The following is a 26720-nucleotide window of genomic DNA, read 5'->3' on the forward strand; positions in this document are numbered from 1 at the left end:
TTACGCTTATCGGACTGGCGGTAATAGAAGATTTACGGTGTTAAATGGTTCAATATTGCTGAAAAAAACCGCTCCCGATGGTCGGAAGCGGTTTTTCGTGTAAATTATCCCCCATGAAGTAGAGGTTTTTGGGGTTTCCCGTTCTGTAAAAACTAAAACAATCCTGTCACTTTTCCGGTATCCGTATCTACATCAATCTTCCGGAAACCCGGATTGCTTCCGGTGCCGGGCATCAGTTTGATATCGCCGGCGACCGGGACTATGAAACCGGCTCCTTTATAGGTCAGCACATCACGGATGGGTAAACGCCAGCCGGTTGGAGCTCCTTTAAGGTCAGGGTCGTGCGACAAACTTAAATGGGTTTTCACCATGCAGATGGCCATTCCGACGCTTTCCGGATCGTTCTGCATGGTTTCGATTTTCCGGTTCGCGGTTTCGGACCAGTCCACACCGTCGGCACCGTAGAGTTCGGTGGCGATTTTATGCACGCGGTTTTTCAGCGGCATGTCCAGATCATAGAGGAATTCAAACCGGTTTTCCTCTTCACAGGCTTCCACCACCGCCGCAGCCAGTTCAACCGCACCTTCGCCGCCATGTTCCCAGTGTTTGGAAACCGCACAGCGGGCTCCGGCTTCCTCGGCGATACGTCGTACCAGATTATGCTCCGCTTCGGTGTCCGTGTAAAATCCGTTGATGCAGACCACGGGACTTGCACCGCTTTTTTTAACGATGTTGATATGGGCCTTGAGATTTTCACAGCCTTGTTCAAGCAGGGTAAGTTCTTCGTGGGTGTACGCCGGATCAAGCGGTTGTCCGGGTTTCACCTGTGGTCCGCCGCCATGCATTTTGAGAGCGCGGACCGTGGCCACAATCACAACGGCATCCGGCTTCAGGCCGGAGCAGCGGCATTTCAGATTCCAGAATTTTTCGAACCCGATATCAGCTGCAAAACCGCTTTCCGTAACGAGGTATTCCCCCATTCGGATTCCAAGCATGTCAGCAATCACTGAATTCTGGCCGATGGCAATATTGGCAAAAGGTCCGGCATGAACGAGGACCGGATTGCCTTCAATGGTCTGGATCAGATTCGGGTTCAGTGCCTCCAGCATAATGGCGCACATGGCACCATCCACTTCGAGATCGGCCGTTGTGATCTCTTTTCCGGACCGGCTGTAGGCCACCACCATTCTGGAAATGCGTTCGCGCATATCCTTCAGACTGTTGGAAACAGCCAGAATGGCCATCAGTTCGCTGGAGACGGAAATAGCAAAACCGGACTCCATTTCAAGGCCGTCCATTTTTCCGCCTTTACCGATGGTGATATTGCGAAGCGACTGGGCACAGAAATCCATCACCCATTTGAGCTGCACGCGCTCGGGATCGATGTCGAGCCGTTCGATGCCGATCTGCGCGAGGCGTTCGTCGTCGTAATTGTTTTCATGCTGCATACGGGCGGTAAGCGCCACCATACAGAGATTGTGAGCGTTGGTGATGGCGTCGATATCGCCGGTAAGTCCGAGGGTGAACGGGGCGAGCGGAATGCATTGTGCCAGCCCGCCTCCGGCGGCGGAACCTTTGATATTGAAGGTGGGGCCTCCGCTGGGCTGCCGTATGGCACCGACCGGTTTTTTCCCGATTCTTCCAAGACCTTCCACCAGGCCCATGGTTGTAGTGGTTTTCCCTTCGCCAAGCGGGGTGGGGGTGATCGCGGTGACGTCGACATATTTTCCGGGTTTGGTATGTCTGACGCGGTTCCACGTTTTGTTGTAGTCGATTTTGGCGACATTGCGTCCCATCGGAATCAGTTCGCCGTCCTGCAGGCCGAGTTTTTCAGCAATCTCCTGGATCGGTTTCATTTGTTTTTCGGCGGCTTCGGCAATCTGCCAGTCGGCCATCTGTGTCGGGTCGAGTTTCATTATCTTCTCCTCTAAACGTTCCAAAGATTGGAAAATCAGTCTTCCTGTTTGCGCAGATAAAGAATCCAGTAGATTGTACCTACAAAAACGGCGCCGCCGACCATATTGCCCACTGTTACCGGCAGCAGATTGTTCAGCAGAAAGCGTTGCATGGTTAGGTTCGAAAGGTCAGTGCCGTGCAGTTGTACCGCAATATCAGGATTGGATTTCAGGAGCAGACCGGCAGGAATCAGATACATGTTTGCAATGCTGTGCTCAAATCCCATCGCCACAAAGGCGGTAATCGGAAAAATGATGGCGAGGATTTTATCGGTTACGGAACGGGAGCTGTAGCAGAGCCAGATGGCGAGGCAGACCAGAATATTGCAGAGCATGCCGCTGACAAACGCGGCGGTCATTGTATGACTGACTTTATAATTCGCAATCGCCACCGCCTTGGCGCCGATCACTCCGCCGTTATCCGTCCAGTGTCCACTGAGGTGAAAAAGCAGCAGCATGGCCAGAGAGCCCGCCAGATTTCCCAGGAATACAAAGACCCACCCTTTGAGCATTCGTGAAATTTTCACTTTTTTCGACAGGCAGCCCATCACCACCAGCGTGTCACCCGTAAACAGGTCAGCGCCGGCCACAATCACCAGAATCAGCCCCAGTGAAAAGGCCAGGCCGCCGATCAGTTTGGTGAGCCCGAATCCCATGGTTGATCCGGTGATGACCGTGGTGTAAAACGCGCCGCCCAGTGCGATGAAGGAGCCGGCCTGCACGGCCAGAAAAAAAGCGCTGATAATATCGCGGTTGGCTTTGCGCAGGGCGGAAGCCTCGGCCCGTCTGGCCATTGCCGCAGGAATATATGCATCGTATCGTTCGTCATTCATTAAAATGTAACCCTTTGAAACCTGAATTAAGTCCGCAGACTGTCACAGAATTCGCCCATCAGTTCAATCGCATCGTTTGTTTTCTCCAAAGAGCCGTCCATGGCCGCATAGGCGGATACCAGCTTGACCAGTTTCGGATCGGCGGGTCTGGTGCCGAAGCGGTGTCGGGCATTTACAATTCCGGCATCCAGACCGTAACGCATGGCCACTTCGACATAGGCGCGCATGATGCCGATTTTCCGGCCCGGAAGATCGCGGCAGCTGTTGCTGATTCCCATGGAAAAATGAACCCCTTTCATTTCCGGAAGCGCTTTGAGGGCTTTGATGGTTTCGAACGCGCGGTAGGTGTAGCCCGGAGTGCCGGGCATCATCGGCATGTCGATAGCCAGCGGAAAAGCGGTGGTATCAAAAATAACGGCATCATTTTCGAAGCCGTATTCCATGGCTTTGGTATGAATCTGTCTGGCCAGAGCCACGAGATCTTCCACTGTGTCGTTTCCGGCACCGGAACCCTTTTCGTTCGTCAGCATACCGATAAAGACGAAATCATACTCTTTCCTGAGCGACATCAGCTTGTCCGCCGTATGGACTTTGATGGAATTGACCAGTGGTTTTTTTACGGGACAGTCTGTGCGATACCATTCCTTCAGGCCGGCAATTAAGACCTGATCGTCTGAGCTGTCGATACAGACCGGAACCGTGCCGCCCCAGCGACGCACAAGCCGGACATATTCCTTCATAATCCGGACGGCCAACTGCGGGTCGGATTCACCGAAGGCGTCGACATTGACCGCAATATAGTCCGCTCCGTCAGCCGCCTGACTTTCGATCAGAGCCCGGATATATTCCAGTTGCGGACTGTCCGCGGAATAAGCCGTTTCGCCCAGGCGGTGCAGATCCCGCATAACCGCGCCGTGTTTGGGAATGGAGGCATGGATGTCTTCGCCGATGGTGATGATTGCATTTTTCATGGTGTGGTCCTTTCCGAACAGGTAGTTGAGAATTGATGAGGTGTGCTGCAGTGCCGGATTACGCGGGCGGTTGATGGTCTGCCGAAGTCTGGTCAGGCCGCCGCTCCGGGCTTTGGCCGCTTTATAAATCTGTTCACCCCGGCAGATCACTCCTTCGGCATTTCCGCAGGTCCCGTCGGGTTTGGCATCGCCGCACGGGGCATTGGCCAGTCCCTTGGCACATCCGCCCATGGTGCAGTAGCCGAAATTTTCAACCAGATAGCAGTCACCGCATGCTGTGCATTCGAATAGGGAGTGCTTGATTGCGCGCTCCACGGCGAACAGGGACTTACGGGCGGTCCCGTTTTCTTTACTGCCGTCCATGATTTTTTTCAGGGTCCGGAATCCTTTGCATTCGGGATCAAGCAGATGGTTGTGCGCTCGGTCGAACCAGCGGTCGTGGCGGGTTGGTTTGTTCGGGCTGAGTGCTATGCGACGGTCCTGGTCGTCATAGAGATAAAAGGGATTTTCCGGCGGCCAGCACAGATTTTCGCAGTCCTCGCTCCACGTATCGCCGATTTCAGCGGCCCGGTTGAGCAAACGGCAGAAAAGCTCATATTCGTGTACGCCGCCGATATCAACGCCGTCGTAACCGAGCGAGCGATACATGGCAATCTGTCGGGCGCAGCGTTCAACCTGTTCTTCGAACCGTTCGGTCTTGAGTCTGGCCAGAAGGGCGTCGCTGACAAAACAGCCCGGCAGTCGGCCGGCATTCATCAGGTGCGGTGCAGAGTTGGTTGTCGTGAGAAAATAGGCGTTTCCCAGAATGGGAAGGGTTAGTCCGGTCTCTTTTCTATAGAGCATCAGTTCCCGGGCTTTTCTCCAATCCCAGCCAACCTGCGTTATAAAAAAGCGCGCCCCCGAAGCGGCTTTCTTTTCCATCTTAAAATACTGCTGCATCTGGGAGGCTTCGGTGTATTTATAGGGCGATACGGCCGCTCCCGGAAAGAGCAGGTTCAGCCCGGCGAGCCGGCCCGGTGTGGCGGAGAGCAGCAGGGCCCGGTTGTTTTCAGAAATAAGCTGCAGCAGGCCGACGGCCTCCCGGTCAAATACACCCTTGGCCGAAGTCGGTTTGTCTCCGGTAAGAGCCAGCACACTCTGCACGCCGCGTTGCCGGTAGCCGGTCAGCAGAGAGTTCAACGCCGCCTGGTTATGATCTTTGCAACTGATATGCGGAATAAAATCCGGATGATTCGGCAGATCGGTAGTTGAGAGCAGCGTCAGAATATCAGAGGGGTCGAGGTTGGAAACGCCGCCTGGATTCTGGGGGAGGGTAATGGCGGCAAAATCAAAATCAGGCGGAATACTCCGATTTCCGGAAGCGGCATAGTCGCTCAGGAATCTACGGATAGGTTCGACTGTGTATCCGCGTCCCGGCATCAGTTCGGCCAGTACCGTGAAGGTATCCGAATCGTTTAGTCTTTCTTTTAACGGTCTCATGAAAATCCTTTGTCCGAACGTTAAAGAGGTTTCCATAAAACGGATGCGTATGAATAGAAAGATAGTTGATTGAAATGGTCATATATTGCTGTATTTAAATAAATAAACCGGAAAATCCGTTGTTTTTACGGATTTACCGGTTTTCGAATAGGTTGATCCTGCTGAGTCAGCCTTCCAGCGGGGAGCGCAGAAAATGGGCGTGGTAATGCTGTTTCTGGCGCTGAGCGGCGGTTACTGTGTTTTTCATGAGAATGGACAGGGTTACCGGACCGACGCCGCCGGGGACCGGTGTAATCCATCCGGCGGTTTCCTGACACGAGGCGTAATCGCAGTCGCCAACCACTTTGGATTTTCCGTTTTCATCTTCAATCACATTAATGCCGATATCGATGACCACGGCTCCGGGTTTGATCATATCGCCGGTCAGCAGGCCGGCTTTGCCGACGGCCACGAAGACAACGTCCGCCCGGCGGGAATGGACTGCAACTTCGCGGGTCATGTGATGGCATACCGTGACCGTTGCACCTTCGGCCATCAGCAGAAAGGCAATCGGTTTGCCGACGATTTCGGAGTGACCGATCACGCAGGCTTCCAGACCTTCGAGTTTCATTCCCGTGCTTTTCAGAATTTCAACCGAAGCCTTGGCGGTACATGGAGCCAGCTCCAGTTCGCCGTAAACAATATTTCCGATGGATTTCGGATGCATGCCTTCCACGTCTTTGAGCGGATGGATCGTTTCCTGCAGTGCTTTAATGGGCAGGTGTTCGGGGACCGGGCGCTGGAGAATAATGCCGGTGACGGTCGGATCGACATTCAGGTTGGTGATCGCGGCGGTCAGTTCGTCGACGGAAATATTGCGGGGATAGTGGCGTTCTTCGAATGCAATGCCCACTTTGTCGGCATTGCGCTTCTGGTTGCGTACGTAAAGATCTACGGCGTTGTCATCGCCCACTTTAATGGATACCAGTTTGGGGTTCCAGTTCTGCTGTTTAAGGGTAACAACATCCAGAGCAATTTGTTCGAGTAGTTTATCCGCCACCTCGCGGCCGGCAATATCATTGTGATTCATCAGGTTCCTCCGTTGCTTTTTAAATAGGTTACCCCGAACCGGTCTTCGAGACAAAAAAGCGGATTTGTTCAATATTAAACTGTTGTGTTCTTGTCGCTTCGCGCGCTTATAATCTTTTTTTCCAATCGTTTGAAATACTATTTATAGGCGGTGATATGTCGATCTTGTCAAAGAGGATGTTTAATTCGGTGGCGAAAGATTATCGGCGGCATAGCGGACTCCAATTGTGCCTGTCTGATTGCGATGGCCGGATTGTGATGCCGGACGAAACCAGTCCGGTGGAAAATCTGCCGTCGATGTGTCATCTGCGTTTGCATAATCTCAACGAAGCAGTGCGCTGGGGTGAATCACACGTTTTTTTTGTTGCACCGGGTATCATGAGCTGGCTGGTTCCGCTGGTTGACGGAGTCGAGGTGAAGGGCGGGCTTTGCGGCGGCTGTATTCTGCTGGAGGACGATCCGCTAAGTATCAATACTGCGGTCAACTATTTTGTGGGCGAAGGGGCTCGACGTAAGGATGCGGAGATTTTTGTCCGGGGACTGGAGGTTTTCGATCAGGAGCGTGTGCCGCAGGTGATGCATGCCCTGCAGGAGTCGTTTTACCAATACAGCGGGTGGAAACCGCTGAAGCTGATCCGGAATCGTGATCAGATGATCCAGCAGCGGCAGATTGCCGAAGAGATTCATCAGCGCAAGGTCGACCAGAACCGGGCCTACCCTTACGACGACGAGCGTATTCTGCTTTCTCTCATTCGTGTGGGCGATCGCGCCGGTGCACGGAAAATGTTTAATAAAATGCTCGCGGCCATGTTTCTTTATTCTCCGAAACCGGTCGTTGTTCGAGCGCGCGCCATTGAAATGATGGGCTATCTGGTCCGCACGGCGGTGGAGGACAGCCCGCTTGCGGAGCCGTTACTGGAACGGCACATGAAATGGATTGAGGAAATTGTGGATACGCAGGATTTTGATGATCTCTGCAATGTACTGCGCGAAGCGCTCGATGATTTTATGAACAGTATTTTTCTGCAGGGCGTGAGTCCCGTAAGTCCGGCGGTTGGTAAAGCCCTGGACTATATAGCCGCCAATTATACCGAACCGATTTCGCTGGAGGATATCGCCGCCGCCGCCGGGCTCAGCACCTTCCGGATTGCTCATCTGCTCAAAGAGGCTACCGGTAAAACCGCGTTGCAGAATATTCATTATCTGCGTGTGCAGGAAGCGCGGCGTCTGCTTGAAGAAACCGACCTGAGCTGCACGGATATCGCCTACGAAACGGGATTCGGAGATCAGTCCTATTTCATTAAACAGTTTAAAAAATGGATGGGAATAACACCGGCGAAATACCGGAAATCCAGCCGCGTTCGGTGATGCCGGCTGCCGTCCGAGGCGGCGCTTGAGCGCCGGACTTCTCCTGTGAACTATTCGTGTTTTATGCGGATCCGGTAATGCCGGTTTTCAATTTCTTCAGTCATGGTTTCTGACCATTGAATCAACTCTGAACTTCCGGTAATTTCTTCGATAACCGTCCAGTTGTTGGATGCAAGGCTGGATGTTTTCTCAATGAGATACGTGGCAAATTCCGATATATTGGTCCCTTCAAGTGCGGCGATATGATTGGTGGCGGTGAACGATGTAATCTCAGGCTGCAGCATATCAACCCGCAGTTTGAAATAGTCGCCGCTGTTGAAATTTCCGCCCTGATTCAGCTGACTGTTTTCCACCGGGCCCCACCAGTAAAAGCCCGCACCGGAAGCGGTTCCCCGGGTTATCGTCGGGGCCAGTTCCGCACTGTCGAGTAGCTGTTCGTCCCAGCCGTCGCCTTCGGCAGAGAAACCGATATAGATATCTTTCGGTACACTCAGGCGCATGGGGAAGTGATACGCGCGAAAGTCCGTCGGACTGGATGAAGGGGTGTTGCTGAAGGTGGTTGTATAAATCGCATCACTGACCACATTGTCAAAAATCCACAGCCGGCAGTTCTGGTTGGTGCCTTTTATGGATAAAAACAGAGTGACGTTCGTGATGATGCCGCCATGGTGAAAATGGACATCATCCGCGAAAATATTGATGTCCCATGCCCCGCCGTATTCCGCTTCGGAGTCGGTTGTCTCATAGACGGGGATACTTCCGGCGGTCAGTGCGGTTGCAGCGGCAATCAAAAAACCGGCCATTGTTTGTATAGAAAGATCCATCTTTTTTCTCCTTGGCAACATCCAACAGTAACAGGATGTCGATTCGCGGAACAGGATGTCAAATAATTGAAGATAAATAAAGAAATAAATAAAATGTATATCTTTTTATGCTGAGTCTGAACAGCATATTTTGCGGCTGAGGCGTTGATGCATGTGCCCGTTCGAATGTTATCCGAAGATGTTCCGGGGCTCTGGGGAAGATCAGCCGTTTACGGAATTTATGTTACCGTGAAAGATCGGGGCGGGGGCCGGATTCAATCGGCATAATTTCCGGGGAGGGGACGTGCGGAAAAGCTTTCCGGCATTCTTCCACGACGCGGTTGACTGAAATTTTTGGAAAGCTGTCGAAACCGGTGGGATCGATGACCCAGTCGAGATGGCGGTAGGGAATGGTGGAAATTTTTTCAGAGGTCTTCCGCTTGAACAGCATCAGGATGCGGGTGTCGAGGGCCAGACCGAGGTGCAGCATGCCGGTATCACCGCCGAGAACGAGGGATGAACATTTAATGAGACCGGCGGTTATAAGCAGGGGTTCCCCGGCGATTACGGTATGACCGCGTTCTCTGGCGGGTTCCAGGTCGATTCTGTCTTTAGCGCTTCCGCAGAAGAAAACCTGGATGTCGTGTGCTTTGAAAAACCGGGCGACAGAGAGGTATTTCAGTAACGGCCAGTTTTTGAATGCACGGCTGGTAAACGGCTGGATCATCAGGGTGGGTTTATCCGGATCGAGACCCTGTTTACGGAAAAGGGCGGCGGCCTGTTCGGTATAGTATTCCGGGAGATGAAAGGTGTTGTCGGGTTCGTTGATCTGCAGACCGCACTGGCGGAGCATGGAGAGGTACCAGTCGATAACATGCATGGAGGAGATGTCGCGGTCGAGGCCGCGGGTATAGGCCGTTTTACGCATTATACGGTAGACTGAGCCCCAGCGCTTCCGCGCGCCGGTGAACCAGGTGATCCATGCGGTTTCGCCGTAGCCCTGCAGGTCAATTACGTGGGTAAAACGCCCGGGACGGATTTGGTTGAGAAGGGAAAGCACGGTCGGGAGGGTTTTCCAGGGTTTTTTCATTGCGCTGCGGTCGATGGTGATAATTTCATCGACCGCACGGAAGCCGGTGATCAGCGGAGCCATGGATTTGCAGACCAGAAAGCTGATGTGTGCTTCCGGATAATTCTGCCGCACCGCATTGACGGCCGGCAGCGTGTGCAGTATGTCACCGATGGACTTCAGGCGGATAATCAGAATGCGCTCGTTTTTTTTCACAACATTCTCCTCTTTGAATGGATGGAATTGTGAGGGAACGAGCGGGTGAACAACAGTTAACTTCCGTTAACCTTCTGTGCCGATGTTTAAGGTTCTGTTCGGAGGCAATGAGCGGGGATTATTTTTTCGCCGGTTTCAGCCAGCCCAGTGATACAAAAAAATTATCCATTTCAGTGAGGGTTTCTTTGTATTTATTGTTTTCTTTGTCTGGATTAAAAAAGCTGTGGGGCATGTCTTTATAGAGGACGAGCTCCGAGCGGTCGCCGTTTTTTTTCATGATCTCCTGAAAGCGGCGTGCGGTTGCAACGGGGATCAGTTTATCGCGGGTTCCGAGAAATACGATGGTCGGGGGCATGCCCGGTTTCAGTTTATGCAGGGGGAGAATTCCTCCCAGTATTCGGCAACGCGGTCATAGCCGTAACCGTTTTCGGAATTATCATAAACCGGATTGAACAGCGCCAGTGCATTGGGAATACAGCTTACGGATGAATCTTCCCCGGGTTCATCGAACCAGAAAAGGGTTGCTGTGGCTGCGGCCAGATGTCCGCCGGCAGAACCGCCGCCCGCTGCAATACGGCCGGGATCAATCCCCAGATTCTGCGCCTGCCGGCGCACCCAGCGCATCGCTGATTTGGCATCCATCACACAGGCGCGTGGATCAGTGCTGTGAATTTCCTTGATACGGTATTCGGCACAGGCGGCCACCATACCGCGGTCGGCAAAGTGCCGGGCCTGAGGATAGAACTGTGAAGGAGTGCCGCTATGCCAGCCGCCGCCGAAGAAAAAGATGATGGCCGGTCGCTTGTCATTTTTTTTCAGTCCGTCCGGATTAAAGAAGTGGAGGCGGAGTTCTCCCTGGGGTGTTTCTTTGAAGGGGACAATGCTGTTCGGTTTCGGCATTTCAGCCAGGGCTGAAAAGACTGTGCTTACAAGTAAAAGTGCAAGGGTCAGTTTCATGCCGGTACTGTGGAAGTTTAGGGAGCGGTCCGTCAATCATGGAACGATATACAGGTGCATTTTTTAAAATGAACCGGTAAAGTCGCCGGCTTTTGAAAGGAAAAAATACAATGTTGCTAACATGGATTCAGGAAAAGTTGATTGCTTACGGTACACCCGCAGAGTCGGCCGATGAATTTGCATTGGCGGTTTCCGCCGTACTGATTTTTGCCGCAGCCTACGGCGTGTACTGGATTCTCAAAAATTATCTGCTCAAGGTGATCCACCGGGTCACGGAGAAGACCTCCAACAAATGGGACGACAAACTGATGGAGTCGCGCGTGTTCCACCGCCTGCTGCGTCTGATTCCGCTTACGCTTGTTGTTATCGGTCTGGAACGGGTTGCACCGGAAAGTTTTGTGCTGGTTAAGCGCGTAGTGTTTGCAGTCATTATTTTCATCGGGGCCCGCACGGTTGAGGCGTTTCTGAATGCCGTTTCAGATGTCTATCATTCCTGTATGGACGAATATCGAAAACCCATACGTCCGCTGTTCCAGGCGCTGCAGCTGGTGACCTATTTTCTGGCCGTCATTTTCATGATTTCAGTACTGCTCAATAAGGAACCATGGGGACTCTTTACTTTGTTGGGCGGTATGACCGCCGTCACCATGCTCGTTTTCAAGGATTCCATTCTCGGTTTTGTGGCCGGCATCCAGCTTGGTGCAAACGATATGGTGCGCGAGGGCGACTGGATTGAAATGCCCAAATACGGGGCCGACGGCGATGTGATTGAAGTGTCAGTGAATACGGTAAAAGTCCGCAACTGGGACAAGACCATTACCACCATTCCAACGTATGCGCTCATTTCCGATTCGTTCAAAAACTGGCGGGGTATGAGCGAATCCGGCGGTCGACGGATCAAGCGTTCCATCTTTATTGATATGAATACCGTCCGGTTTGCCGATGAAGCCATGCTTGAAAAATTCAAGGCCATGGAACTGCTTAAAGAGTATATTACGAAAACGCAGGAAGAGATTAATACGGCGAATGCAGAGCGTAATATTGATCTTTCTGCAACGGTGGTTAATGGGCGGCGCCAGACCAACCTCGGGATCTTCCGCGCCTACCTGGTGAACTATCTGCACAGTAATCCGAAGATCCACAAGGGCATGACTTTTCTGGTGCGCCATCTTCAGCCGACGCCGCAGGGGCTGCCGATTGAAATCTATGTGTTCAGTGCTGACAAAAACTGGGTGGCCTATGAAGGTATTCAGGCGGATATTTTTGATCACATACTCGCCGCCATTCCGGAATTCGGTCTGCGTGTTTTCCAGCAGCCTTCCGGTAATGACATCGCCGCCCTGAAAATCGGGTAGGCCGCGCGGTTTGGGCATAGCGCGACCGCGTGCCGCATAGTCCTGGTAGAGCGCGACCGCCGGGCGCGCGTAGTTTTGGTAGGGCGCGACCGCCGGGCGCGCTTATGCACGCAGGGCAGGTATCTTGGGTGCCCAGGCCCGCCCGGCGGTCGGTCCCTACCTCGCGGGGAACGGTCTTACTCAAACCTTGTTTTATAATGCACTGTTTGGTTGTCCCGTTTCACGTTCAGATCCCGAAAAAATTGCAAGGGGTAGAGCGCACGGTTGGGATAGGCGAGCGTCTAGCGTGCGGTTTGGGTAGGGCGCGACCGCCGGGCGCGCTTATGTACGCAGAGCAGGTATCTTGGGTGCCCAGGCCCGCCCGGCGGTCGGTCCCTACCTCGCGGGGAATGGTCCTACTCAAACCTTGTTTTATAATACACCGTTTGGTTATTTCATATCATGTTCAGATCCCGCAAAAAGCTGCCCCACGAGATCCCGGCATGGGTAAAGGATGGTTCAGCATTTTTCATTACGATCTGCACGGAACCGAAAGGGAAGAATCAGCTCTGCAATGCGGAGGTCTTTGACCTGCTGTGTTCGTCATTAAAGTTCAGAATGGACCGTGGTGAATTATGGGTTTATCTGCTGGTGCTTATGCCCGATCATCTGCATACCATCATGAGCTTTTCCTGCCAGACCGGCATGCAGAAACCGTTAGCCAATTGGAAGCGTTATACCTGCATAAAAAGGGGCATAAAATGGCAACGTGATTTTTTTGACCATCGGTTACGTAACGATGAATCGTACATGGAGAAGGCCAGCTATATCCGCATGAATCCCGTCCGGGCAGGATTATGTGAAAAGCCCGAAGACTGGCCCTATATCTGGGAAAACCGGAATTACAAAGGGTAGGGCGTGTGGTTTAGGTAGGGCGCGACCGCCGGGCGTGTGTGGTTTAGGTAGGGCGCGACCGCCGGGCGCGCTTATGCACGAAAAGCAGGTATCTCGGGTGCCCAGGCCCGCCCGGCGGTCGGTCCCTGCCTCGCGGGGAACGGGGCTGCCTTATCGGAATCGGGGACTATCTTTTTTTCATCATCAGCAGGGTAAAGCTGACGGTTACGGTCAGGGATTCCAGTTGCATGACGGCGGTTTTTGCGGCATCGGATGAACGCCAGAAAATGGGGGTCATCTGAATACAGTCGGCGATCTGTTCGCAGTTGAGTATGGCTTCCGAACGCACTTCGATCCGGTCCGTTTCTTCAAAAAGAGGGGCGCATTTTTCCGCTGCGGCATTGGCCTTTTCTTTGAAATCGCCCGATGAAAACTGCAGTTGCCGGCGCAGTTCAATCAGATGATTGGGGCCGGGAACACCGATTATCAGTATACCGTTGGAGCTGAGGATGCGATGGAATTCCCGGTTATTTCGCGGGGCCAGAATGCTGAGAATCATGTCCATTGAATCCGTCGCAAGCGGAATGTCACGCATGCCGTTGGCCACAAGCCACGCCGCATTTTTCCAGCGCCGGGAAGCAACCTGTATCGCTTTTTTTGAAATATCGATGCCGCAGAAAAACCCGCTGTGTTTTTCACTCAGCGTTCCGAGCAGGTGTCCCTCGCCGCAACCGCAGTCCAGGACGGCAATGTCTTTTTTTTCGGGCATGGGTTGTTCAGTAACCGTCCGGATCAGGGCGTCAAACGCACCGGAATCGAAAAAACGACGGCGGGCCATCACCATTTCCGGATCATCTCCAGGCTGTTTCGCTTTTCGCTGATGGCTGAGCAGCAGGTTGACGTATCCTTCGCGGGCGATGTTGAACGGGTGACCGTTTCTGCAGGCGATCATGCTGCCTTGCGGCATCAGTGGTTCACTGCAGACGGGGCAGCAGACGGGGGATGGGGTCGGAAGTTTCATGTGGCTGTAATGATCCGTATGGCGTCGAGTCGGAGTCGGGCGTTGGCAAGTGTTTTATCGAGTCTGGTGATGGATTTTCGGGCATGGCTCAGTTCTTCATCGCGAATACTGCTGTTCACTTTCTGCAGATATTCCAGCCGCTGGAACTCTGCGCCCAGTGTTTTGAGCATCATCCGGCGGGCTTCGCTCCGCACGGTTTCCGCCTGTTTCTCCGCCAGTTCTTTTGTGACATTAATCATGTTGGGAATCATCTGTGTACGCACCCCTTCGTGTTCCAGCAGTTTCCACGGTTCCCCGTCTTTCAGGTGCGGTGCCGTGGTGTCCTGAATCGCCGATCCGGAATGATCGACCGAGATGCTGATGGGGGTGGGCGGAAGAAACCGGTCTGCATTCAGACCGGGCGGGGCGATGGTTTCGAGGAGGTAAACTGCCTGCAGTTTAAGCGGGGTGTCCTGAGCAGGATCAACGGCAATGGCGCAGCTTCCGCGTTCAGAGCCGCTGATCATTTCCCCGGCTCCCGTCACCATCGGGTGATCCCAGCTCATCAGAATGGCATCCGGGCGGATCAACGCTTCATTTCGGCTGAAGGTGATGCGCAGACCTTCCGGAGGAAGAGGAAACCATTCATCAAACATCTGATCCGGTCGGATATGGTACGTCTGTTCATCCAGTGCTTCGGAACGGATACCGTACTGATCGAACAGTTTCAGCAGATAGCGCTGCAGCCGGTCCGATTTTTCGCAGGCGCGGATTTCTTCGGCGATGGCGCTCCCGGCTTCCGGACGGAATGAAGAGAGTTCCAGCAGCCGGTCGCGACCGGAAGCCATCTGTTTCCGGACCGCTTTATATTCGCGCCGGGTTTCCGTAATCAGGGTATCATCTACCTGCTGCAGGCGTTCCCGGAAACGGGTGAACATTTCATAGCCGCCGATCACCGGCTCGGCAAAGGCGTTGAGCCCTTCGTGCAGCCAGCGAACCATCTGCTCCTCTTTGGAGCCGGTTACATACGGAACATGAATATGTACATCGCCACGCTGGCCGATTCGGTCGAGGCGGCCGATACGCTGCTCCAGCAGTTCGGGATCGTCCGGCAGGTCAATGAGTACAAGATGCGAGGCCATCTGGAAATTCCGGCCTTCGCCGCCCATTTCTGAAACCACCATCACCCGGGCCCCTTCAGGTTCGGCAAACCAGGCGGCCTGACGGTCGCACTGCACCAGCGGCATCTGTTCATGAAAATAGGCGATATCAACGCCTGAGCGGGATTTGATCGCATCTACAAGATGAATCACTTTTTCGGAGGTTTTACTGATCACCAGCAGTTTTTCTGCGGGATGCTCATGGATAAACTGAACGAGCCAGGTAACGGCAGGTTCAGATGACGTCCGGTTCTCCAATGGGATCAGATGGGGAATACGCTTTGGAAAACCGGTCATATTCCGACGCGTATTCCGGAAAATAACCCGGCCGGCACCGTGGCGATCGAGCGCATCCGCCAGTTCCTGATCGTTCATTGAATCCAGTTCGGCTTCGATCTTCCGGGCGGCTTCCGTGTAATGTGCGTGTTCGGTTTTGAATTGTTCGATGTCCGGATAGCGCTGAGGGTCCAGCAGATGCAGGCGCGCAAAATGACTTTCAAGTCCCATCTGTTCCGGGCTGGCGGTCAGCAGCAGCAGGCGTGGAATGGACCGGGCGAACTGTTCGACCATATTATATTCAATACTGCTTTCGTCCGGCGACCAGTGCAGATGGTGAGCTTCGTCGACAATCATTAAATCCCACCTGCAGCCCATTGCCTGCATGGCCCGTTGCGGATTTCCGGCGAGAAAATCAATGGACGTCAGTACCAGCTGGTCATCAAAAAACGGGTTGTTTTCGGGATCGCCGGATTCAATGGCCACGCACCGTTCTTCATCAAAAATGCTGAAAGAGAGGTTAAAGCGGCGGAGCAGTTCGACGAACCATTGGTGCACCAGTGCATGGGGAACGAGAATCAGAACGCGTTGCACGATATTGCATGCGATTAAGCGGTGAAGAATCAGGCAGGCTTCAATGGTTTTACCCAGGCCGACTTCATCGGCCAGCAGTACGCGCGGCAGCGGGCGTTCACTGACTTCCCGGGCAATGTACAGCTGGTGCGGCAGGAGATCGATGCGTCCGCCGAGCAGACCGCGAACCGGCAGACTGGACCAGGTATGGCGCATGCGCAGCGTTTCCAGCCTCAAATCAAATAATTCGTTTTCATCCACATGACCATTGAGCAACCGGTTTTCCGGCCGGTCGAATCCCGACGTGTCGGAGAGTTCGGTTTCCGGCAGCCGGAATCCATCGTCTGCGCAGTAGGTCACCAATCCATGGGGCTCCTCTTCAACGGCGGCAATGACGAACGTTTTGCCGTTGTTGGATTTTACTTCATCGCCTTCGGCAAAGCGCACGCGATTCAGCGGCGCATTCGAAGCGGCATAGTTCCGCATTTCGCCGGCTGCATGGAAAAATACCTGTACTGTCCGGGCATTTGACTCAATCACAATACCGAGTCCCAGTTCGGGTTCGGTTTCGCTGATCCAACGTTGTCCTGGGAAAAAGTTCTGCATGGCGGCGGAGAGTAGGGGAATCATTCCGGCAGGGAAATATTTTTGAACAGATTAAATCCTGCCTCTTCCGGCAATCCGCGTTATTGTGGGTGTGTTTAATCCGATGATCGGGGATCTATTATGTCTAATGAAGAGTTGCAGAACAGTCCGCTGCACGGTTTGTCGACCGAGGCCATGCTGACGGAGCTGGTTGAATTTTATGGGTGGCGTACACTGGATGCCGCGATTGAGCTGAAATGTTTCCGAATTCAGCCGACGATTGCGAGTGCTCTGGCCTTCCTGAAAAAGGCGGAATGGGCGCGGAACCGGGTGGAGGAATTTTATCTTCATGTCTACAAAGTCATGCCGAAAGGCAGTCCGGAACAGATGGCGCTGAAACCGCGTGAGCGCGGTTTTCCCCTTGGCATAAAACCCGGAAAACCGCGGCCGTTGAATCCGGAAGAAATCAGAACCCTGCAGGCCGAGCGCGGAGCACAGGCTCCGCCGGGAAAACGGGCCCCCAAACGGCCGCCGCGCAGTGCACCCTGGGTGGAGCCGGATGATGAAGAGCCGACCGAGAGCTCTTTTAAATCAAAGTTTTCCAATTCGCCCTTCAAAAAATAGAAATAGTGCGCCGCTTCAAAAACGGACGATCTATCGATAGCATGGAACCCGCAACGGGACTGAAACGCCAGTCGCCCGGTGTTTGATTTTTTAACGTGTAATGTATTTTCTGCTGATCGTATCCGCCGGAGAGTTTCTTATATCAACGATACGAAATGATTTTCCGTTATCTACTGGGCGTCCTGTCTTGGCCACATTAATTGACTGCAGAATTGATTTCGGACCGATGTCCCATGGGGCGTGCATGCGCAGAGCCCATTCCTCCGGACGGGTGGGGGCAGCTGATGCCATTTGGCTGAACGGACCGATAGAACGTCTGTTTTTACGTTGACGAACAACCTCAGATGGCTGATTCGCTCATTTTTGTTTTACGTAAATTCTATTTCCTTTAACTCGATCTACAATAATTTCTATTTCAGGCTCTATGAACTTATCAGATGAAATAACATGAACTCTTTTTCCGTCAAACAAGGCTATGCCTGATGGTTTAAGTGGTGATTTTGTAATTCCGGTTTTATTTATAAATTCATTGGATTTTGATTCTGGAGTTTCAACCAGTTCTTTTAATCCATATTTTTTCCCAACTTTTAAACCGAAGGTTTCAAGAAGAGATATAAATGCCTCACCAAGAGGCGTGTAGTTGATTAACGCTATTGCAATGGCAACTACGGCTATGATGACTCCAAATACTTCCATTTATTTATAGCGAACGGTGTGTTCTATAGGGGCTGAATTGCGGTGTGTTTATATCCAGCTGCATATGTAGCGTTGGTATATGTTCTGTATCAGCTCTTCTTGCTGATTTATGGATGAACGCTACAAATCTTTTCGGAATGAGTAAAGAATGATGTTGCGGTGCCGTGCGGGCGGTTTCCGGGCGGTGATCTTTGGTGGTGTGCATCTGCATTGACGTTCTGCACTGGGGATTCAATGCGCAAAAAAAAGTTATATTCTGTCCTATATCAGGGGCGTCCATCGTTGTTTTGTACTCATCTTTCACGCAGAAAAGTGTCCAAATTTAATTCTATGTAACGTGCACAAAAGCAGAATTTTATAAAATTTTTTGTCCAAATTTTTTTGAGGAATATTTCTGTCCAGAATCTGCGTCGGGCTTCCGTTTCGTTGGGCAAATAAGCAACGCAAAGGTTGAAGATCAAGGAGACCGACACATGAAAACAAACATCATGAATGAACGCGAAAGTGATATGAGCATCGGCGATGCACTGGCGAAAGGAGCGCTTCTCTGGACTCCGGTTTATGCCATTACAGCCAGTGCGGTTGTCTGGGGTCTGACCGCGAATTCGCCGGAATCGGTTAATTATGCCGATACGCTGCTGAAATCTCTGCTGGTTTTTGCTCCGCTATGTATCGCTGCGGAGGCTGTTCGGTGGATGCTGGTTCATAAACTGCCGCAGCTGCGACAGATCGGTTTTGAAAACCGGCAGATTGTGCGGCTTCCGCGTTTTGTTCCGCCGGGCGCTAAACTGCATCGTAAACACGCGTAACCCTTTGGCAGGCTTCCGCAGCATCCCCTCGTATTTCTATCCCCTCAGAAATATTTCGCTGCGGAAGTTCTGCTTTTTTTCAGTCACAAAAAAGCCCGCCGGAATTCCGGTGGGCTGCATTTTTCCAGAGACGGGAAGATTAGTCTTCGTATCCGTTGGGATGGGCGCGGTGCCAGTCCCAGGCGCTTTGAACGATCTCTTTGAGGTCGGCGTGCTGCGGGTTCCAGCCGAGTACGGTACGTGCTTTGGTGGCATCGGCCACGAGAGCCGTGCAGTCGCCGGCGCGGCGCGGCTGAATTTCGGCCGGAATCGGATGGCCGGTGACTTCGCGGCAGACTTCGATGACTTCCTTGACGGTGTAGCCGTCGCCGTTGCCGAGGTTGAAGGCTCCGGAAATGCCCGGTTTCAGGGCGAGAATGTGGGCCTGAGCGAGGTCTTTGATGTGGATGTAGTCGCGCACGCAGGTGCCGTCGCGGGTTTCATAATCGTCGCCAAACATGAAGATTTTTTCCCGTTTGCCTTGGGCCACCTGCAGCACGAGCGGAATCAGATGACTTTCCGGGCTGTGTGCTTCGCCATATTCCGGTGTTGCGCCGCAGGCATTGAAATAGCGCAGGAATACACATTCGACGCCGTGGATTTCCTGGCCCCATTTAAACATGTGCTCGCAGAGCAGTTTGGAATCGCCATAAACGGATTCCGGTTTCTGCGGGAGCGTTTCATCCATCGGAATACGTTCGGGCGTTCCGTAGGTGGCGCAGGTGGAAGAGAAAATCAGTTTTTTACAACCGGCCTCGATCATGGAGTGAATGAGGTTGAGTGAACCGCTGACGTTGTTTTCATAAAACGGCATTGGATCCACCATGGATTCGCCGACTTCGATGTAGGCAGCAAAATGAATAACCGCTTCCGGCCGTTCCGCCAGCAGGGCGGATTTGATTTCTTCTTTATTCCGCAGATCGCCCTTGAGGAATTTTGCACGCGGATCAACGGCCGCTCTATGGCCGCGTTCGAGGTTGTCGAAAACCACAACATCGTGCCCTTCATTGCAGAGCATCTGTGTGGTTACGCTTCCGATGTATCCGGCACCGCCGGCAACTAATACTTTCATGGCAGAATCCTTTCGTGATGAATGAACCGTAATGCGTGATTAAAGCCGGAAATGAATCCGGCTTTATCGTCGCATTTTATTATTTGATAATCTGGGCGCCCTGCGAAGGAACAATTTTTTCGATGGTCGGTTCGATGCCTTCGGCCTTGCAGGTTTCAATAATCTGTTCGCTGATGCGGTCCGCATCGGCCGCTTTCACCAGCGCGCAGACGCTGCCGCCCCAGCCGCCGCCGGAAAGGCGTGCGCCGAGTGCCCCGGCTTCTTTGGCCGCTGCAACAACGGTGTCGAGTTCCGGAATGGAGTTTTCAAATGCGGTGCGGGAGGTTTCGTGGGAGTCGAACAGATATTGACCGAAGGCTTCGATGTTGCCGTCGGCCAGCAGTTTTACTCCATCTTCCACGCGATGGATTTCCCAGACGACATGAGTGGCGCGCTGCGCCGCCTCGGGATCGATTTTACCTTTATTGGCTTCAAAATCTTCGAGGGTGATGTCGCGCAGGGCTTTTACTTCGTAACTGACCAGTTTGTTCAGTTCGGCAGCGGCTTTTTCGCAGCTTTCGCGGCGGGCGTTATATGGGGAATCTTTCAGCTTGTGTTTGATGTGCGGGTTGACCATCAGGAACATCACATCATCCGGCAGTTTGACGGGATAGGTTTCCAGACTGCGGAAATCGGAGTGGATCAGTCCGTGGTGTTCGCCGAAAATGCTGGAGAACTGGTCGAGCAGGCCGCAGTTGCAACCGGCAAAGACATTTTCACATTTCTGGGCCAGCTGGCCGATTTCCTTTTTGCTGATATCCTGGCCAATCTCTTTACCGGCATACTGCAGGGCGGCATAGGTGGTGGCCACTTCCAGCGCGGCGGAAGAGGAGAGTCCGGCCCCCATCGGGATCGAGCCGAGGAAGGTGCAGTTGATACCATCCACAAGAATACCGTGTTCGGTGGCGAGGTAGTAAAAATTGCCTTTTACGTAGTTGGCCCAGTAGCTGTCGATCCGTTCATCGCAGGTGGCGGAAAATTCGTAGGATTCGCGGACGTCGCCGGCGGTGACGTGAATGCCGGGTTTGTCAGACTTGGAAATGCAGAAACAGTGGCCGAAGTTGATGGCGCATGAGAAGGTGGTTCCGTCATTATAGTCGGTGTGATTGCCCAGTACCTCAATACGCCCCGGGGCATAGGATACGGTGGTCGGCTCAACGCCGTAAATTTCTTTGTGGATGGCTTGAGCTTCGGCTACTACATTTTCATCATACATGGGGTGTCCTCCTGACAGATCTGGTTATGAGCATTCCAATGTATGGAATCCGGCAAGACAAATCCATGGGATAACCTTGCAAAGACATGGACAAAAAAAGCGAAATGTGCTTTTTTTGTCACATGCTTGAGTCTATGCACCATACCATCAACCAGAAGGTTTCAGAAATTTTCGACCTTTATACGGAGCTGCATGATATCCGCATTACGCTGTTCAGCCCGGACGGAAACCTTATTTATCCTGATGCGGTGAACCGTCCGAACTGCGATCATTGCCGGCTTCTGCGCGAAGATCTCGGGCTGGAAATGAAATGCAGGGCACTGGACCATAAAATGATGCGTGTGGCCTTTGAACGGCAGGATATGATTACCTATACCTGTCATGCCGGTATGCGTGAGGTGACGGCCCCGATTCTGGTGAATAACGAACTGGCCGGTTATGTCATGCTCGGCCAGTTCCGCAGTGAATCGGCCCCGGAGGAATCGCCGTATTCCAGGGATTGGAAAAAGGTGAAAGGCGATGATGTACTTCAGCAGGCCTATGAGCAGACCGCTGTTTTCCCGGAAGGTAAAATTGAAACCCTGATCCGTCTTTTTCATCATCTGCTCGATTTCATCATTGGCGATCAGATGATTCAGCATAAGGATTATGACCTGATCGCCCCGGTCATTGAGCGGATCCGGGAACACCCGGAGCAGGAACTGCAGCTGGATGAAGCCTCGCGGCTGGTCGGGCGCAGTGCCTCCACGGTTTCGCGTGTTTTTAAAAAAGTGACCGGTCTCAGTTTTAAGCAGTATCAGGTCAATTACCGTCTCGAACGTGCCGCCGCGCTGCTCAAATCCAAACCCAATTCGCCGGTGGCCGAAATCGCTCTGTCTGTCGGTTACGACGATGCACTCTATTTTTCCCGTGTTTTCCGCAAGCATTTCAGTTGCTCGCCTTCCGAATTCCGGCTCCGGGAAACGTCGCCGCCGATCCATGCTGCTTAATCCTCATTTCCGGCATTCGTTTGTGCGGGTTTCGTCCGATTGCGTACTTTTATGGGAATTGTAAAAAATGCATTCTGACCGGTTGACAGCGGCAGAGCGCATCCGTATATTCCCTGCCTTTCTTAAGGGTGATTAGCTCAGTTGGTTAGAGCGCATGCTTGACATGCATGAGGTCACTGGTTCGAATCCAGTATTACCCACCATATTTAAGCACTCCGGATTTCCGGGGTGCTTTTTTGGTGAAGAAGCACCGAATGTCGGTACAAAACTGAACGGACCCCCCGATTTTGAAGACGATCATTGGAACACATAGTGGAAATTTTCATGCCGACGATGTTTTTGCCGTTGCGGCTTTGACGCTGCTGTATCCGGAGTATGAGATTAAGCGTTCGCGTGATCCGGAAGCCTGGGCGGAATGTGATATTCTTGTGGATGTCGGGGGGCGGTATGATCATGAGGCGAAGATCTATGATCACCATTTTAAAAACGGTCCGACGTATGAGGATGGTTTGAAAATGTCGTCGGTGGGTTTGGTATGGAAGCACTATGGTGAGGAGATCTGCGGGAATCCGGAAGTTTCCGGGCAGGTGTGCCGGCAGTTGATCCGCCAGTTTGATGCGATTGATAACGGGATAAAGCTGTCTGAGCCGCTGGATGAATTTGCGGATGTGCGGGAGCTGAGCTTGACGACATCGATCTCAATGATGAATCCTTCCAATCCCTTTAAGGCTGATGAAGTCTTTGCGGGTGAGGTGGATCGTGCGCGACTGCTGATTAAGGCGGCCATTACCCGGGCAAAGCATTGGCTGAACAGTCGTGAGGGGCTGGAGAAGGCGCTACAGGAGGCTTTGGCTGAAAAGCGGGCCTATATCCTTGTTCCGGAGGACTGCAAATGGCAGGAGCATCTGTTTAACAGTCCGGGGAATGAGTCCATTCTTTATGCCGTTTTTACCAAGGGCAGAAAGTGTTTTGCGCAGGCTGTTCCGTCGGCGTTGGGGGAATATTCCAACCGCAAGGATTTTCCTGAGGCCTGGGCCGGTCTGATGGATGATGCCTTTAATGAAGCAGCGGGGATTGCCGATGGAATCTTCTGCCATCAGGGGGCATTTCTTCTTGCGACGGGTTCCTTTGAATCGACGCTCAAACTGGTTGAATATGCAATCCGGGCGTGATCAGGTGAGGAATGTTTTCTGGAAGCAGGCAGTAATGGACGAATATTTCCATCATTACCGTTTCCGGCCTTCATCTACATGAACAGGCGCCGGGCAAAAAATACGCCGCATCCGGAGATTCCGATCAGGACCAGCGAAGCGGGTTCCGGAATATTGGTTACTGAAATTTCGGTAAATTCAAATCCGCTGTTCGCTACTTCGTGGGGCAGGTTGACGCGAATCCGCATAGCCCAGCTGGCTACATCACTTTCGGAGAGTGGAGACGGATTGATAAGATCTGCCAAAACCACCGTCTGTGGTGAGGTATCCTGTGTGTCGTCAATCCACAGCAACTCGCCGACATAATCGCCCAGGGTATCATAAAGAACGATGCTCACATTATAATATCCAGCGGCTACCGATGCATACGGAGTAATGCCGGCACCCGTATAGTTAGAGATATTCATGCTTCCTCCGGAAGCTCCCCCCAGCTGCCAGTCCATGCCGGTATCCACTAAATCCGTACTTGTATTCAGTAGGGTTACGATACCGCTTCCGCCATTGTCTGACACAGAGGCGTTACCAAAGGTATAGGAAATATTATTCGTATTATCCAGGGTGTCCACAATCACGCCTGCCTGCAGCGTTCCGGCCGTCACAAGCCCCGCCAGCATAAAAATTATTTTTTTCATATCTGTTTTCTCCAGTTTTGTTCAGGTGTGCTGTTTTTCAGGCGGTTATCTGCACTGACTCAGGGATTCGCCAGTAAATCAGTTGCATTGTAAACCTTGCTCTCCATGAGCTTTGGGGTACTGTGAAGCACGATAAATGCATGCATTTTTAATGCCGTTGTCGGATTTGTTATAATAACAGAGGAAAAGAAATGATCTGTTTTCGAACGTTTGCTCCGCGTGCAGGCGTTACTGTCCGCCCGCTCAGATACCTGACGGCAGTGCTTTTCTTTGGGTTGTTCATCGGCGGTACTCTGCATGCAGTCGCACAGGTGAGAATTACCGGATTCAATGGCAACGGTTTTCTCAGCTGGACGAATAGTTTAAGTAATACTGTCGGGACGGTTCAGTGGTCGCCCAGTCTGATCGATGCGGACTGGAGTTCGGATTGGAGGGCACTGCATCAGATTTCAATCACGAACGAAACGATGTCGGTTTCGGTGCCGATGTTCTACCGGGTGGTGGTGTCCACGAACCGCCATTCCGGAATAAATCTTGCCGGTTGGACGACTGCGCTCGGGGACGGTATTTATGCACCGGACGGTATATCTGCGGTAACGACCAATGATATTGAGACCAGGCATTTTACCGAGTACAGCGAACTGGAGGCCAACGGCTATCAGCGCCGAATCATGGCCCACAACATTCTGCTCAAGCGTATCTATGATGATGACGCAACGAATTTTGTTCATGATTGCGGATATGCTTTCCGGTTGCCGTATCTTCCGGCAACCACCAACCCGGTGCTCAATGCGCAGACGCTGGAAGGCGGTCTCTTCATCTGGGACGGGGAAGAACAGCTCGACTATGGCGGCGCATTTCAATGGGTTCTGAACCCCTGGGACGATGCATTCGGCGATGTGCAGGTGTGGACCGGATTCGGGAGCAACGAATGGGTTAAGGTAGGTTTTCTGGAACCGGACACCGAGTGGCATGAGGTCCGGATGCAGATTGATTTCCAGACACAGAGGGTCAGCCTCTCGATTGACTGTAATCTGTTTCCTTTTGTTTTCACGGCCACGCCCAAAGTGGGGTGGGATCCGGAAAGTGCGGCGCGTCTGCAGGTGGAAATTGTGAGCACTTATCCCGGAGCCACCGGCTATGTGCACAAGGCGCACGTTAAGGATTGGTTCTGGTACTGGAATCCATAATAAACGGCCCGGAAGGCCCGGTCATTTTCTCCTATGCATATTCGCTCGATCATTCTAACCGTTATTTTCCTCTGTACCTGGATTATTGCAGGACTCCATGCGCAGTGGGCCGCCCTGTGGCCGAGCGGAGTGGCTCTGCTGGCGGTGTTTCTGTTGAACCGGACGATTACCGGCTTGCTGCTGGGAGTCGTTGCGGGATTGATTCTGCTGGCAGACGGGAATCCGGCTGCTGCATTGTTTTCGTTTTTTGCGGACCATCTGAAACCCGTACTTTCCAGTTCGTGGAATCTGAGCGTACTGGTGTTCACGCTGCTGCTGGGTGGATTTGCGGCGCTGATTGAAAAAGGCGGCGGACTGCAGTCGCTGACAGAACAGCGGCTGACTTCCGGAAAACAGTCGGACCGGTGTGTGCAGTGGAGTGCTTATTTTCTGGGTCTGATCTGTTTCTTTGATGGGCTGGCGAACAGTATGCTGGTGGGCAAGTCGATCAGTCCCATGGCGAAGCGGGCCGGTGTTTCAAAGCAGCGCCTGGCGTATATCGTCGATTCGACCAGCTCCGCGGTGGCGTGCGTGGCCGTAATTTCGACCTGGATCGCCTATCAGCTGGCAATGATTAAAGAAGGGCTGGAGCAGGCCGGAATTGAAGCCCGTCCGTTTGGGCTTTTCCTGAAATCGATCCCGTTTAATTTTTACTGCTGGTTTACGCTGATTCTTCTGGCGGTGGTGATTTCCCGCAACTGGAATATCGGAAGAAATAATAATGCGTCCCCCAAAGTGCGGGAGCTCTTAAGACAGGACGGTCCTGATTTTCGGGGCTCGGATGCTTCTTCCTGGCGGAATGCTGTCCTTCCTTTGGGGTTCCTGATTACCGGGCTGCTGGCCGGCCTTTATATTGACGGGGTTGAGGGTGGTTTATGGCCGCTGACTCTGGAGAAAGTCTCGGCGGCATATGGGAATGCCAATGCAGCATTGGTACTGGTGATGGTGAGTGCGGCGGCCGGTGGAGTTGCGTTTGTGATGAATGCAAAACCGATCAGAGCCGGCGGAAGAAATCCGGTGAAGGTTTTTGGAGAAGGAATCGGGCATTTGCTGAAGCCGGTGCTGATTCTGATTGCAGCGTGGCTGCTGAGCAGTGTGCTCAAAGCCCTGAATGCTCACGAAGTATTAACGGCCATACTGAAGGGAAATGTCCCTCCGACGGTTTTCCCGGTGTTGGTTTTCAGCACAGGTGCTTTAATCTCGTTCACCACAGGAACGTCGTGGGGTACAATGGGCATTCTGATGCCGCTGGTGCTGCCGTCGGCCATCGGACTGGCCGATGGTGAAATTACCCCGGAGATCTATGTGGCCATTGCGGCCGTTTTCAGCGGTGCGGTTTTCGGGGATCATTGCTCACCGTTCAGTGATACCACGATTGTTTCATCCATTTCCTGCGGGATTGAACCGATGGAACATGTGAAAACCCAGCTGCCTTATGCGCTGATCGCTTCGTTCGTGGCGATTGCGATCGGCTTTCTTCCGGCGGGTTTCGGTTTGAATCCCTATGTATCATTGGGCATCGGTGCGCTGCTATTGTTTGCTCTGCCATCGGTTTTCAACAGGGCCGGCCGGAGGTCGGCGGCACGCTGATATATCGCGCTCTTCCGGGCGCCTTGAATGGAT

The 26720-nt window shown here is 52.7% G+C and carries 21 protein-coding genes, 1 tRNA gene and 1 pseudogene; 10 read left to right on the plus strand and 13 right to left on the minus strand.

What is annotated here, in order from left to right; all coding sequences use genetic code 11:
- Positions 1-152 precede the first annotated feature (152 nt).
- The 4 genes from EGM51_03045 to EGM51_03060 all read right to left on the minus strand — a co-directional run bounded on the left by EGM51_03045 (position 153) and on the right by EGM51_03060 (position 6307).
- Positions 153-1916, minus strand: coding sequence for a formate--tetrahydrofolate ligase (locus EGM51_03045; GenBank protein ID QBG46421.1), 1764 nt, complete (start codon positions 1914-1916; stop codon positions 153-155).
- A gap of 35 nt (positions 1917-1951) precedes the next feature.
- Complete coding sequence (locus EGM51_03050; protein ID QBG46422.1) at positions 1952-2788, minus strand: formate/nitrite transporter family protein; 837 nt, start codon at positions 2786-2788, stop codon at positions 1952-1954.
- A gap of 26 nt (positions 2789-2814) precedes the next feature.
- Positions 2815-5274 carry a hypothetical protein gene (locus tag EGM51_03055; protein ID QBG46423.1) on the minus strand — a complete coding sequence of 820 codons (2460 nt, stop codon included), beginning with the start codon at positions 5272-5274 and terminating at the stop codon, positions 2815-2817.
- A gap of 130 nt (positions 5275-5404) precedes the next feature.
- On the minus strand, positions 5405-6307 hold the full coding sequence (locus tag EGM51_03060; GenBank protein QBG46424.1) for a bifunctional 5,10-methylenetetrahydrofolate dehydrogenase/5,10-methenyltetrahydrofolate cyclohydrolase: 903 nt from the start codon (positions 6305-6307) through the stop codon (positions 5405-5407).
- Positions 6308-6462: 155 nt separating this feature from the next.
- On the opposite strand from EGM51_03060, the gene EGM51_03065 reads away from it, so the two are divergent.
- Entirely contained in the window at positions 6463-7674 is a 1212-nt protein-coding gene (locus tag EGM51_03065; GenBank protein QBG46425.1) for an AraC family transcriptional regulator, read from the plus strand.
- A 50-nt stretch (positions 7675-7724) separates the two neighbouring features.
- On the opposite strand, the gene EGM51_03070 is transcribed toward EGM51_03065, so the two are convergent.
- The 3 genes and pseudogenes from EGM51_03070 to EGM51_03080 form a co-directional block, all read right to left on the minus strand.
- Entirely contained in the window at positions 7725-8498 is a 774-nt protein-coding gene (locus EGM51_03070) for a hypothetical protein (GenBank protein ID QBG46426.1), read from the minus strand.
- A gap of 223 nt (positions 8499-8721) precedes the next feature.
- Entirely contained in the window at positions 8722-9762 is a 1041-nt protein-coding gene (locus EGM51_03075) for a lipopolysaccharide heptosyltransferase family protein (GenBank protein QBG46427.1), read from the minus strand.
- A gap of 118 nt (positions 9763-9880) precedes the next feature.
- Positions 9881-10719: pseudogene (locus tag EGM51_03080) on the minus strand (alpha/beta hydrolase).
- A 110-nt stretch (positions 10720-10829) separates the two neighbouring features.
- Here EGM51_03080 and EGM51_03085 point away from each other — a divergent pair.
- The gene (locus tag EGM51_03085; GenBank protein ID QBG46428.1) at positions 10830-12074 is read left to right on the plus strand and encodes a mechanosensitive ion channel family protein; all 1245 of its coding nucleotides are present in this window, start codon (positions 10830-10832) and stop codon (positions 12072-12074) included.
- 441 nt (positions 12075-12515) lie between these two features.
- Positions 12516-12968 (plus strand): hypothetical protein, encoded by a 453-nt coding sequence (locus EGM51_03090; protein ID QBG46429.1) that lies wholly within the window; start codon positions 12516-12518, stop codon positions 12966-12968.
- 166 nt (positions 12969-13134) lie between these two features.
- On the opposite strand, the gene EGM51_03095 is transcribed toward EGM51_03090, so the two are convergent.
- Positions 13135-13968 carry a methyltransferase domain-containing protein gene (locus EGM51_03095; GenBank protein ID QBG46430.1) on the minus strand — a complete coding sequence of 278 codons (834 nt, stop codon included), beginning with the start codon at positions 13966-13968 and terminating at the stop codon, positions 13135-13137.
- Positions 13965-16586, minus strand: coding sequence for an RNA polymerase-binding ATPase (locus tag EGM51_03100; protein ID QBG46431.1), 2622 nt, complete (start codon positions 16584-16586; stop codon positions 13965-13967). Before EGM51_03100 ends, EGM51_03095 begins: the two co-directional genes overlap by 4 nt.
- Before the next feature lie 96 nt (positions 16587-16682).
- Here EGM51_03100 and EGM51_03105 point away from each other — a divergent pair, with 96 nt between their 5' ends.
- Positions 16683-17165, plus strand: a complete 483-nt coding sequence (locus EGM51_03105) for a DNA-binding protein VF530 (GenBank protein QBG46432.1) — start codon at positions 16683-16685, stop codon at positions 17163-17165.
- Positions 17166-17522: 357 nt separating this feature from the next.
- Here EGM51_03105 and EGM51_03110 read toward each other — a convergent pair whose 3' ends face one another.
- Positions 17523-17861, minus strand: coding sequence for a hypothetical protein (locus EGM51_03110; GenBank protein ID QBG46433.1), 339 nt, complete (start codon positions 17859-17861; stop codon positions 17523-17525).
- A 473-nt stretch (positions 17862-18334) separates the two neighbouring features.
- Between EGM51_03110 and EGM51_03115 the strand changes: the two genes are divergently transcribed.
- Positions 18335-18670, plus strand: a complete 336-nt coding sequence (locus tag EGM51_03115) for a hypothetical protein (protein QBG46434.1) — start codon at positions 18335-18337, stop codon at positions 18668-18670.
- A gap of 139 nt (positions 18671-18809) precedes the next feature.
- Here EGM51_03115 and galE read toward each other — a convergent pair whose 3' ends face one another.
- Positions 18810-19781 (minus strand): UDP-glucose 4-epimerase GalE, encoded by a 972-nt coding sequence (gene galE / locus EGM51_03120; GenBank protein ID QBG46435.1) that lies wholly within the window; start codon positions 19779-19781, stop codon positions 18810-18812.
- 79 nt (positions 19782-19860) lie between these two features.
- Positions 19861-21036 carry a galactokinase gene (gene galK / locus EGM51_03125; protein ID QBG46436.1) on the minus strand — a complete coding sequence of 392 codons (1176 nt, stop codon included), beginning with the start codon at positions 21034-21036 and terminating at the stop codon, positions 19861-19863.
- An 86-nt stretch (positions 21037-21122) separates the two neighbouring features.
- Between galK and EGM51_03130 the strand changes: the two genes are divergently transcribed.
- The 3 genes from EGM51_03130 to EGM51_03140 all read left to right on the plus strand — a co-directional run bounded on the left by EGM51_03130 (position 21123) and on the right by EGM51_03140 (position 23197).
- On the plus strand, positions 21123-22025 hold the full coding sequence (locus EGM51_03130; protein ID QBG46437.1) for a helix-turn-helix domain-containing protein: 903 nt from the start codon (positions 21123-21125) through the stop codon (positions 22023-22025).
- Positions 22026-22151: 126 nt separating this feature from the next.
- Positions 22152-22228 (plus strand) — tRNA-Val (locus tag EGM51_03135).
- Positions 22229-22309: 81 nt separating this feature from the next.
- Positions 22310-23197 carry an MYG1 family protein gene (locus EGM51_03140; protein ID QBG46438.1) on the plus strand — a complete coding sequence of 296 codons (888 nt, stop codon included), beginning with the start codon at positions 22310-22312 and terminating at the stop codon, positions 23195-23197.
- A 74-nt stretch (positions 23198-23271) separates the two neighbouring features.
- On the opposite strand, the gene EGM51_03145 is transcribed toward EGM51_03140, so the two are convergent.
- On the minus strand, positions 23272-23868 hold the full coding sequence (locus tag EGM51_03145) for a PEP-CTERM sorting domain-containing protein (protein ID QBG46439.1): 597 nt from the start codon (positions 23866-23868) through the stop codon (positions 23272-23274).
- A gap of 191 nt (positions 23869-24059) precedes the next feature.
- Here EGM51_03145 and EGM51_03150 point away from each other — a divergent pair, with 191 nt between their 5' ends.
- Both EGM51_03150 and EGM51_03155 read left to right on the plus strand, forming a co-directional pair.
- A complete protein-coding gene (locus tag EGM51_03150; GenBank protein ID QBG46440.1) occupies positions 24060-25058 on the plus strand; it encodes a hypothetical protein in 999 nt (332 codons plus the stop codon).
- Between the two features lie 33 nt (positions 25059-25091).
- Positions 25092-26687, plus strand: coding sequence for a hypothetical protein (locus tag EGM51_03155; protein ID QBG46441.1), 1596 nt, complete (start codon positions 25092-25094; stop codon positions 26685-26687).
- Positions 26688-26720: the final 33 nt, after the last annotated feature.

The sequence above is a fragment of the Verrucomicrobia bacterium S94 genome (genome assembly GCA_004299845.1).
Classification (GTDB): domain Bacteria; phylum Verrucomicrobiota; class Kiritimatiellia; order Kiritimatiellales; family Pontiellaceae; genus Pontiella.

Coding starts and splice junctions, on each gene's coding strand:
- EGM51_03045 (QBG46421.1), bottom strand. CDS start 1,916: ATGAAACTCGACCCGACACAGATGGCCGACTGGCAGATTGCCGAAGCC.
- EGM51_03050 (QBG46422.1), bottom strand. CDS start 2,788: ATGAATGACGAACGATACGATGCATATATTCCTGCGGCAATGGCCAGA.
- EGM51_03055 (QBG46423.1), bottom strand. CDS start 5,274: ATGGAAACCTCTTTAACGTTCGGACAAAGGATTTTCATGAGACCGTTA.
- EGM51_03060 (QBG46424.1), bottom strand. CDS start 6,307: ATGAATCACAATGATATTGCCGGCCGCGAGGTGGCGGATAAACTACTC.
- EGM51_03065 (QBG46425.1), top strand. CDS start 6,463: ATGTCGATCTTGTCAAAGAGGATGTTTAATTCGGTGGCGAAAGATTAT.
- EGM51_03070 (QBG46426.1), bottom strand. CDS start 8,498: ATGGATCTTTCTATACAAACAATGGCCGGTTTTTTGATTGCCGCTGCA.
- EGM51_03085 (QBG46428.1), top strand. CDS start 10,830: ATGTTGCTAACATGGATTCAGGAAAAGTTGATTGCTTACGGTACACCC.
- EGM51_03090 (QBG46429.1), top strand. CDS start 12,516: ATGTTCAGATCCCGCAAAAAGCTGCCCCACGAGATCCCGGCATGGGTA.
- EGM51_03095 (QBG46430.1), bottom strand. CDS start 13,968: ATGAAACTTCCGACCCCATCCCCCGTCTGCTGCCCCGTCTGCAGTGAA.
- EGM51_03100 (QBG46431.1), bottom strand. CDS start 16,586: ATGATTCCCCTACTCTCCGCCGCCATGCAGAACTTTTTCCCAGGACAA.
- EGM51_03105 (QBG46432.1), top strand. CDS start 16,683: ATGTCTAATGAAGAGTTGCAGAACAGTCCGCTGCACGGTTTGTCGACC.
- EGM51_03110 (QBG46433.1), bottom strand. CDS start 17,861: ATGGAAGTATTTGGAGTCATCATAGCCGTAGTTGCCATTGCAATAGCG.
- EGM51_03115 (QBG46434.1), top strand. CDS start 18,335: ATGAAAACAAACATCATGAATGAACGCGAAAGTGATATGAGCATCGGC.
- galE (QBG46435.1), bottom strand. CDS start 19,781: ATGAAAGTATTAGTTGCCGGCGGTGCCGGATACATCGGAAGCGTAACC.
- galK (QBG46436.1), bottom strand. CDS start 21,036: ATGTATGATGAAAATGTAGTAGCCGAAGCTCAAGCCATCCACAAAGAA.
- EGM51_03130 (QBG46437.1), top strand. CDS start 21,123: ATGGACAAAAAAAGCGAAATGTGCTTTTTTTGTCACATGCTTGAGTCT.
- EGM51_03145 (QBG46439.1), bottom strand. CDS start 23,868: ATGAAAAAAATAATTTTTATGCTGGCGGGGCTTGTGACGGCCGGAACG.
- EGM51_03150 (QBG46440.1), top strand. CDS start 24,060: ATGATCTGTTTTCGAACGTTTGCTCCGCGTGCAGGCGTTACTGTCCGC.
- EGM51_03155 (QBG46441.1), top strand. CDS start 25,092: ATGCATATTCGCTCGATCATTCTAACCGTTATTTTCCTCTGTACCTGG.